Raw genomic sequence first — 8429 nt, forward strand, 5'->3', positions numbered from 1 at the left:
TCGTCGAGCCCGATCGCCCGCACGGACGCCGTGGCGTGCGACGGCCGCAGGAGCGGAGTGGCCGCGAGGGCCGCGCCGAACAGCGCCAGGAAGCCGACATCGCCGTTCAGCAGCAGGTTGTTGCGCTCGTAGAACAGGGCCAGGTCGACGAGCGTGGTCCCGGCGCGGACCTCGCGGTCGTAGCCGTATGCCTTGGTCCCCAACTCCGCCCCGGCGAAGGTGAAATAGCACAGGTCTCCGGGAATGGGGGTGATGGTCGGGTTTTCCAGAGGTGGCTCGGCTTGGGCGAAGGGCGGGAAAAGGGCGTAGATCTCGTTGCGTGCGTACTTCGCGTGGTAGACGTCACCGGCCAGCGGAAGGGAATCCCAGACGGCCGCGCAGGTGATCGGCGCGCGGTCGTCCAGCAGCCTGGCCGTGCAGGTCACGTCGCGCTTGACCAGCGAGACTTCGATGTAGCGATCAGCCATGCCTCCATGGGAGTGCCCACGGTCGCCGCGGTCAAGGGCGCATCGGCGCGTATCGGTCCTAAAAAGATCGGCATAACTCGAAACGCTTCGGGTAGCCGCGCGCCCATGGCCTCACCACCAGACAGAATTCCGCCCATAGTCAGGCGTGACCGCACATCAGGGCCCACCCGCCGGTCGCTGTTCGCGGGGGTCGCGGCGCTCGGCGCGCTGGGTGCGTCCGGATGCTCGCGCGTGGCCACCGCCTCCGCCACGAAGGGGGGTGAGCTCCTGGAGCGGCTCCGCGCCCAGGGCGTGGCGCGGCTCGGCATCGCCGGGGAGATCCCCTTCGGGTACATCGACAGGAACGGCGAGCTGACCGGCGAGGCGCCGGAGCTGGCGAAGGTCATCTTCAAGCGGCTCGGAGTGGACCGGGTGCAGCCCGTCCCCACCGAGTTCGGCTCCCTCATCCCCGGCCTGAACTCACAGCAGTTCGACATCGTGGCCGCCGGAATGTACATCAACCCGGAACGCTGCGAGCAGGTCATCTTCTCCGACCCCGACTACCAGATGCTCGACTCGTTCATCGTGCGCAAGGGAAACCCCCTGGGCCTGCGCGACTACAAGGACGTCGTCGAGAAGAAGGCGAAGTTCGCCACCGGTACCGGCTACGCGGAGATCGGTTACGCCGTGGAGGCCGGCTACAAGCAGGGAGACATCCTCATCGTGCCGGACCAGGTAGCCGGTCTCAACGCGGTCGAGACCGGACGCGCCGATGTCTTCGCCGGTACGGCGCTGACCACCCGGGAAGTGGTGAAGAAGTCCACCAAGACCGAGGTGACCGAGCCGTTCAAGCCGACCGTCGAGGGTGAACCGCACGTCGACGGCGGCGCCTTCGCGTTCCGGCCGAGCGAGACCAACCTGCGGGACGCCTTCAACCGGGAGCTGCACAAGCTCAAGGACAGCGGCGAACTGCTCCGGATTCTCAAGCCCTTCGGGTTCACCGAGAACGAGATGACGGACATGACCGCGAAGGAGCTCTGCGGCGGATGACATCCGGACTCTGGGAACTCGTCGCCAGAGGCGTCTGGACGACTGTCCAACTGCTCGTCCTCAGCGCCCTGCTGGGCGCGGCGGTCTCGTTCGTCGTCGGTATCGCCCGCACGCACCAGTCGCGGACGGTCAGGTTCTTCGCGGGCCTGTACACCACGGTGTTCCGCGGGACCTCTGCGCTGATCATGATCTTCTGGATCTACTTCGTCCTGCCGCTGAGCTTCGGCTGGCAGCTCGTACCCATGTGGGCGGGGACGCTCGCGCTCGGGCTCACGTACGGGGCGTACGGCTCGGAGATCGTGCGCGGCGCGATCGCCGCCGTCGATCCGGCCCAGCGGGAGGGCGGCATCGCCCTCAGCTTCACCCCCTGGCAGCGGATGCGGCTGATCCTTCTGCCGCAGGCAGTGCCCGAGATGATCCCGCCGTTCTCCAACCTGTTGGTCGAACTGCTGAAGGGCACCGCGCTGGTGTCCCTCATGGGCATGGGCGACCTGGCGTTCAGCGGCAACCTGGTACGTCTCGCGCTCCAGGAGAGCGCGGAGATCTACACGTACGTGCTGTTGATCTACTTCGTCATCGCCTTCCTGCTCACCCGGCTCATGCGAGGCCTGGAGAAGAAGCTGAAGGCAGGGGTGGGCAAGGAACCCCGGGCCGGCGTCGAAGCAACGCGGCAACCGGAGGTCACCGGTGTGGGAGGTGTCTCGTGAAGTGGGACTGGAACGCGGTGGCGGACTTCATGCCGCACTTCTGGGACGGCCTGCTGGTCACCCTGCAGATCCTGGTCATCGGATCGGTGATCTCCTTCGTGCTGGGCCTGGTATGGGCGCTGCTCATGCGGGTGCCCGCGCGCTGGGTCACCTGGCCCGTCGGCGTGATCACCGAGTTCATCCGGAACACGCCGCTGCTGGTGCAGCTCTTCTTCCTGTTCTACGTGATGCCCGAGTGGGGCCTGACCTTCTCCGCCCTGACCACCGGCGTCGTCGGTATCGGCCTGCACTACTCGACCTACACGATGCAGGTGTACCGGGCCGGCATCGAGGCTGTGCCGGTGGGCCAGTGGGAGGCCGCCACGGCGCTGAACCTTCCCCTGCGCCGGACGTGGTCCGCGGTGATCCTTCCGCAGGCGATCCGCCGTGTCGCCCCGGCGCTCGGCAACTACGTCATCGCCATGCTGAAGGACACTCCGATCCTGATGGCGATCACCGTGCTGGAGATGCTGGGCGAGGCTCAGCTCTTCTCCCGTGAGCACTTCCAGTTCACCGAGCCGCTGACGGTGATCGGCGTGGCCTTCATCGTCATTTCCTACCTGGCCTCCCTTGCCCTGCGAGCCCTGGAGCGACGCCTTGCCCACTGACACTCTCCCCAACCCCGAGAAGAACCCCGCCCAGAGCGCCGGCGAGCTGATCCGGCTGGAACAGGTCACCAAGCGGTTCGGCCAGAACACGGTCCTCGACCACCTGGACTTCACGGTGGACGCCGGTAAGCACGTCACCCTGATCGGTCCCTCCGGTTCCGGAAAGACCACGATCCTGCGGCTGCTGATGACTCTGCTCAAGCCCGACGAGGGCACGATCACGGTCGACGGGCAGCAGCTGTTCCCCGCCTCCGACAAGGAGGTCCGGGAGGTCCGCAAGAAGATCGGGATGGTGTTCCAGCAGTTCAACCTGTTCCCGAACATGACGGTGCTGCGGAACATCACGGAGGCGCCGGTCACCGTCCTCGGTCTGTCGAAGGACGAGGCGGTGGAGCGGGCCAAGGGTCTGCTGGAGATGGTCGGCCTGGCCGAGAAGTGCGACGCTCATCCGGCGCAGCTGTCCGGTGGTCAGCAGCAGCGGGTGGCGATCGCCCGTGCGCTGGCGATGCGGCCGCAGGTGCTGCTCCTGGACGAGGTGACCTCCGCGCTCGACCCGGAGCTGGTCGCGGGAGTGCTCGACGTCCTCAGGGACATCGCCCGCTCCACGGACATCACGATGCTCTGTGTGACCCACGAGATGAATTTCGCCCGGGACATCTCCGACCAGGTGCTGATGTTCGATTCGGGCCGCATCATCGAGTCGGGAACGCCGGAGAAGATCTTCAGCGACCCCGAGCTGGACCGGACACGGGAGTTCCTCAGCGCAGTGCTGTGACTACTGCCTGTGAACAGGCAGAACGCCGGACCCCTCACACAAGACCGGGCTGGGGCATGCATCTGGCATATGCCAGAGTGTCATCGTCCCAGTCCGGGGCCCCGGGAATCTTGTCAACCCCCGCTCCCCGCAAGCCCTGTGCCGGTTAACCTGGAAAAGGTTCACTGACCGGATTACGGCCCTACAGCAAGCGCAGGGGGAGACCACCGTGGCGCTGAAGCACGAGCCGACCACCCCGTACCACTCGGCCCAGGAAGCCCTGCGCGTCCTGGAGACGGTGGCGCGCGGTTCCAGCGGTGTCACCGACGCCGAGATAGCCCAGTACACCGGCATCACACCGGAGCGGCTGACCGCGCTCCTGCGCATGCTGCGCCGCGAGGGCTACGTGGAGCAGATCGCCGACGGCGCGTATGTCACGGGCGAGACCCTGGCCCGCCTCGGCTCCGCCCACCATCGTGAGCAGGCCCTGCGCGACAAGCTCCAGCGCACGCTTGACCGGCTGCGCGACTCGGTCGGCGCCGCCGTCTACATGAGCCGGTACGTCGACGGCGAGATCAGCATCACCCAGTACGCCGACAGCCCGGCCGCGCCCAAGGTCAACGAGTGGGTCGACTTCCGCTCCTCGGCCCACGCCACCGCCATCGGCAAGAGCCTGCTCACCCAGCTCGACCACGCGGGGCGCCGCGACCACCTCGCCCGGCACCGGATGGCCCGCCTCACCTCCCGCACCATCACCAGCGACCGGCTCCTGCTCTCCCGCCTGGAGGCCCAGCCGCCCACCGTGCCCGTCCTGGACCTCCAGGAGTACGCGGTCGGCACGGTCTGCGCGGCCGTCCCGATCACGGCCGGCTCCTCCGTCGGCTGCCTCGCCCTGTCCCTCCCGGTCGAGCACGCCCACCGCCTGCGCCAGGCCGCCGACGCCCTCAACCGGCACGCGGCACCGGTCCTGCTGTCCATGGCGATCTAGCCCCGGACCGGGTGGTCCGGAGCACCCCTCGGCATTGGGTAGTATTTTCTCCGTCGCCCGCCGCGGAACACGATTCCGATGGCAGGCGAGAGTCATGCGCCGCTAGCTCAGTTGGTTAGAGCAGCTGACTCTTAATCAGCGGGTCCGGGGTTCGAGTCCCTGGCGGCGCACGGATGAGGGGCCTCTCGTGGGAGCGAGAGGCCCCTCAGCGTTTTCGGGCTCCCCGTCGGGATCCTGCGGTAGGTGTACTCCCCCGGTCCCCGCCACCACACCGGGTCCGCGCAGGTGAGACCTTCCCTGCGCAGCTCCGCCCGGCGGATCTTGTGGGTGGCCGTCACCGGCATCCGCTCCACCACCCGCACGAACCGGGGCGCCATCTTCGTCCCCAGATCCGGCTGGGCGAGCAGGAACTCCGCAAAGGACAGCGGGTCGAAGGTGCCGGCAAGTGTGGCCATGACCTGGTCGCCGGTGACCGGGTCCGGGACCGCGTAGACGGCGACCGCGGTGGCGCCCTCGTAGCGGGCCAGGATGTTCTCGATCATCGCGGCCGCCAGGTTCTCGCCGTCGACGCGGAGGCGGTCGTCGGTGCGGCCTGCGAAGTAGAGGTAGCCGTCGGTGTCGCGGTAGAAGAGGTCGCCCGTCCAGTACCAGCCTCCCCCACTCTCGGCTTCGCTCGAGCGGGGGGACCCCCACCTGCGGCGCTCGGCCTCCGCCCGCGGATTGCGCCAGTAGCCCTCGAAGGAGCTGGGGCCGCGGTTGACCAGTTCGCCGATCGCCTCGTCCCCGTTGAGCAGCCGCCCCTCCCCGTCGAAGACGGCCGCCGGGCACTCCTCGTGGGTCTCCTGGTCGAGGACGACGAGCCCGGGTTCCGCCCGGCCGACGGCGCCCGGCGGGGTGCCCGGTGACCACGGGATCGCCGCCCCGCCCTCCGAGGAGCCGTAGCCCTCCACCAGCCGCACCCCGAACCGCCGCTCGAAGGCCGCCGCGTCCGCCGCCCCCGCCTCCGTGCCGAAGCCCAGGCGGAGGGGGTTGTCCCGGTCGTCCGGTCGCGGCGCCGTCGCGAGGACGTACTGGATCGCCCGGCCCACATACGTGAAGTACGTCGCCCCGTACCGGCGTACGTCCGGCAGGAACCCGGACGCCGAGAAGCGGCGGCGCAGCGCCACCGTCGCACCGGTCACCAGCGCGGGTGCCCAGTCGGCGATCACCGCGTTGCCGTGGAACATCGGCATGCAGACGTAGTGGACGTCGTCCGCGGACAGGGAGAACTGGTCCGCCAAGGAGCGCCCGGCGGCGGCCAGGCGGCCCTGGGAGCAGAGCGCGGCCTTGGGGGCGCCCGTCGAGCCGGAGGTGAAGTAGAGCAGGAAGCGGTCGCGCGGGGTGGCGCGGGAGGGGTCCGGGCGGGCGTCCGCATAGGGGGTGAGGAGCTCGCCGTACTCCGCCGTGTCCGTCACGAGGAGGCGTACGCCCCGCAGGTCCAGGCCCTCCAGCAGCGGCAGGTGGGTCCGCTCGGTGATCAGGACGCGGCACTCGGTGTGGAGGATGTCGCGGGCGAGTTCGGCGCCGCGGCGGGTGGGGTTGACCCCGGCGACGGCCGCCCCGGCCAGGGCCGCCGCACCGAGCCACTGCGGGAACTCGGGGGTGTTGTCGAGCAGCACGCCGAGGTGGGGTTCGGCGGCCTGTGTGAGGAGGTCCGTGAGGAGTGCCGCCCGGGCCGCGGCGCCCGCCGCCACCTCGTGGTGCGTCAGCGTCCGGTCTTCGCAGCGCAGGCCGGGGCGGTGGTCGCCCCAGCGGGCGGTGATGAGTTCCGCGACCGTGCTCTCCCTGGAGTCCATGGGCGCGCACGGTAGTTGACGGCTCGTCAGATGTGGAGCGCTACGGCTGCAGGAAGTCGTCCGCGGCGGAGAACATCGCGTACGTCACCACCATGAAGCCGACGGCGAAGAGGATGAACGTGCCGAGGAAGGCGAGCAGACATCCCGCGCCCGCGACGAGCTTCCCCTGCGCCGGGGGCCTGGCCGTGGCGTGCTCCGGGCGGTCCGCCGAGTAGTGCACGGTGACGATGTCGCCCTCGAGGGTCGTCCCCGGCCCGCCATGCTCCTCGAAGCGGACGCCGCGGCCGTCGCGCGCGGTGAACTCGTACACGTGGTGCAGAGTGGTGCGCACCGAGCTGTCGCCGCCCCCACTCGTCGTGGTGTACGTCCGCAGGCAGCGGGCCTCGGCGGTCAGGCCGCCACTCCAGGCGCGGCTGACCCGCACGGAGCGGCGGATCACCACGACCACCGCACAGGAAGCAACCGCGATCATGAGCGTGGGCACGATGTAGAACAAGATTTCCATGAGCTCCCCCGAGGCCCTGTGCGGCCTTCGAGCGGCCGGCGTGGCAGGAACTTACCCACACCGGCCGCGGCGGTGACTCAAGAGAAGCTCAGAGGTTCGGAAGGGCTCAGAACGTCACGTCCGAGCAGGCGTAGAACGCGTTGGCCGTGTCGGCGATCGTCCATACGGCCACGATGACGTGACGCCCGCTCAGCCCGGTCGGCAGCCTTCCACTGTGCGAGAGCGTGGAGGGCGGGCGCTGCCCGTTGTACGGCACCGTGAAGAACGGGGTGAGGTTGAGGTCGGACCGGGCCAGGTTGTGGTTCTGGTTCCAGCCGGGCTTGGTGACGTAGTACTTGAAGTCGGTCGTGGCGTGCATGGCCGTGAACTGCCAGCGGAACGTGTAGTTCTGGCCGCCCGTCACCTTCGTGGCGGGCCAGGCGCCGCCGGACGGGGTGCGTGGTGCGCTGAGCTGGCTGAAGTGGCCGAGCCCGGCGTTGCATATCTGCCCGTCGGCCGGGCCGGAGCCCGGGAAGCCCTTCGGGCCCTCGACGCTCTGCGGCTCCCACTGGATCGAGCCGCAGTTGGTCACGGTGCCGTTCTGGCAGAGCTTCTGCCGGCTGATGGGGAGGTCGGTGTAGCCGTGGCCGCTGGCACCGCCGGAGGAGAGCACGAGGGCTCCGGTCGTGGCCAGTCCCACCGCGGCTGCGGACAACTTGGTCCTTGTACGCATGCTGCCGCTCCTGGAGAACGTGGGGGAAGTTCGGTGAGCTGTGCGTGCAGGTCTAGACCAAGTTCGAGATTATGGGCGGTTGTTGAACATGTCCATACCAATCACGGGGCTGTTTCGCCCCGGCCGGCGCAGAACGCCACCGTCAGGTCCTTCACCAGCGCCTTGCGCTCGTAGTCGTCGAGTTCGACCAGACCCCGCACGGTCAGCCGGGTCACCGTGTCCTCCACCGAGTCCACGACCGAGGTGAGCACGCTCGCCCGGTGCTGGGCGTCCAGCGCGGCGATCCGGCGGCGGTGCATCGCGGCGGCGACCTCGGGGGCGTACTCCACGCGCACCGGCTGCACGGAGAACACCTCCAGACCGACCGGGGCCGCGTCCGCCGCCACCAGCCGCGTCAGCGCCTCGCCCGCAGCGTCCCCGGCTCCCCTCGGCCCGCCCGGCATCTCCACCGGCACCCGGGCCAGCCCCGCCTCGACGCACTCGCGCAGATACGTCTCGTGGTCCTCGACGCCCAGCATGGCCCGGGCGGTGTCCCGCACCCGCCACACCACCAGGACGACCACCCGCAGCGCGACCCCGCTCCCGTCGGACGCGGGCACAGGCTCGCTGCGCCAGTGCCGCAGCCGCACGTCCACCCGGCGGCGCAGCAACAGCGGATTCACCCACAGCAGGCCGGAGCGCCGGATGGTCCCCCGATAGCGATGGCTGGACCCGCGCGCGCCCGTACCTGGCGCACAAGGAACTGGCCGAACGGATATGGGTGATCGTCCTCACGTCCCGTGAAC

Annotated in this window: 8 protein-coding genes, 1 tRNA gene and 2 pseudogenes; 6 read left to right on the plus strand and 5 right to left on the minus strand. The window is 69.2% G+C overall.

The window, feature by feature from the left end:
* Nucleotides 1-467: DUF3830 family protein (locus ABZ281_RS26485; RefSeq protein ID WP_356659338.1), on the minus strand; the 467-nt coding region annotated here is incomplete at its 3' end.
* A gap of 105 nt (nucleotides 468-572) precedes the next feature.
* On the opposite strand from ABZ281_RS26485, the gene ehuB reads away from it, so the two are divergent.
* The 6 genes from ehuB to ABZ281_RS26515 all read left to right on the plus strand — a co-directional run bounded on the left by ehuB (nucleotide 573) and on the right by ABZ281_RS26515 (nucleotide 4762).
* Nucleotides 573-1496 carry an ectoine/hydroxyectoine ABC transporter substrate-binding protein EhuB gene (ehuB, locus tag ABZ281_RS26490; RefSeq protein ID WP_356659340.1) on the plus strand — a complete coding sequence of 308 codons (924 nt, stop codon included), beginning with the start codon at nucleotides 573-575 and terminating at the stop codon, nucleotides 1494-1496.
* The gene (gene ehuC, locus ABZ281_RS26495) at nucleotides 1493-2203 is read left to right on the plus strand and encodes an ectoine/hydroxyectoine ABC transporter permease subunit EhuC (protein ID WP_356659342.1); all 711 of its coding nucleotides are present in this window, start codon (nucleotides 1493-1495) and stop codon (nucleotides 2201-2203) included. Before ehuB ends, ehuC begins: the two co-directional genes overlap by 4 nt.
* A complete protein-coding gene (ehuD, locus tag ABZ281_RS26500) occupies nucleotides 2200-2850 on the plus strand; it encodes an ectoine/hydroxyectoine ABC transporter permease subunit EhuD (protein WP_356659344.1) in 651 nt (216 codons plus the stop codon). The genes ehuC and ehuD overlap by 4 nt, the downstream gene beginning before the upstream one ends.
* Nucleotides 2840-3625: an ectoine/hydroxyectoine ABC transporter ATP-binding protein EhuA gene (gene ehuA, locus ABZ281_RS26505; RefSeq protein WP_356659346.1), complete on the plus strand. Its 786-nt coding sequence runs from the start codon at nucleotides 2840-2842 to the stop codon at nucleotides 3623-3625. Before ehuD ends, ehuA begins: the two co-directional genes overlap by 11 nt.
* A 208-nt stretch (nucleotides 3626-3833) precedes the next feature.
* Nucleotides 3834-4592 carry an IclR family transcriptional regulator C-terminal domain-containing protein gene (locus ABZ281_RS26510; protein WP_356659348.1) on the plus strand — a complete coding sequence of 253 codons (759 nt, stop codon included), beginning with the start codon at nucleotides 3834-3836 and terminating at the stop codon, nucleotides 4590-4592.
* A 96-nt stretch (nucleotides 4593-4688) separates the two neighbouring features.
* Nucleotides 4689-4762, plus strand: a tRNA-Lys gene (locus ABZ281_RS26515).
* Here ABZ281_RS26515 and ABZ281_RS26520 read toward each other — a convergent pair.
* The 4 genes and pseudogenes from ABZ281_RS26520 to ABZ281_RS26535 all read right to left on the minus strand — a co-directional run.
* Nucleotides 4728-6427: pseudogene (locus ABZ281_RS26520) on the minus strand (long-chain-fatty-acid--CoA ligase). The gene ABZ281_RS26515 and the pseudogene ABZ281_RS26520 sit on opposite strands and share 35 nt — an antisense overlap.
* Nucleotides 6428-6467: 40 nt before the next feature.
* Nucleotides 6468-6932: a DUF3592 domain-containing protein gene (locus ABZ281_RS26525; protein ID WP_356659350.1), complete on the minus strand. Its 465-nt coding sequence runs from the start codon at nucleotides 6930-6932 to the stop codon at nucleotides 6468-6470.
* A gap of 106 nt (nucleotides 6933-7038) precedes the next feature.
* Complete coding sequence (locus ABZ281_RS26530; protein WP_030837979.1) at nucleotides 7039-7644, minus strand: lytic polysaccharide monooxygenase; 606 nt, start codon at nucleotides 7642-7644, stop codon at nucleotides 7039-7041.
* Between the two features lie 101 nt (nucleotides 7645-7745).
* Nucleotides 7746-8345: pseudogene (locus ABZ281_RS26535) on the minus strand (SPFH domain-containing protein); the annotation flags it as partial.
* Between the last annotated feature and the right edge of the window lie 84 nt (nucleotides 8346-8429).

The sequence above is a fragment of the Streptomyces sp. NPDC006265 genome, from assembly GCF_040613555.1.
In the GTDB taxonomy this organism is placed as follows: domain Bacteria; phylum Actinomycetota; class Actinomycetes; order Streptomycetales; family Streptomycetaceae; genus Streptomyces.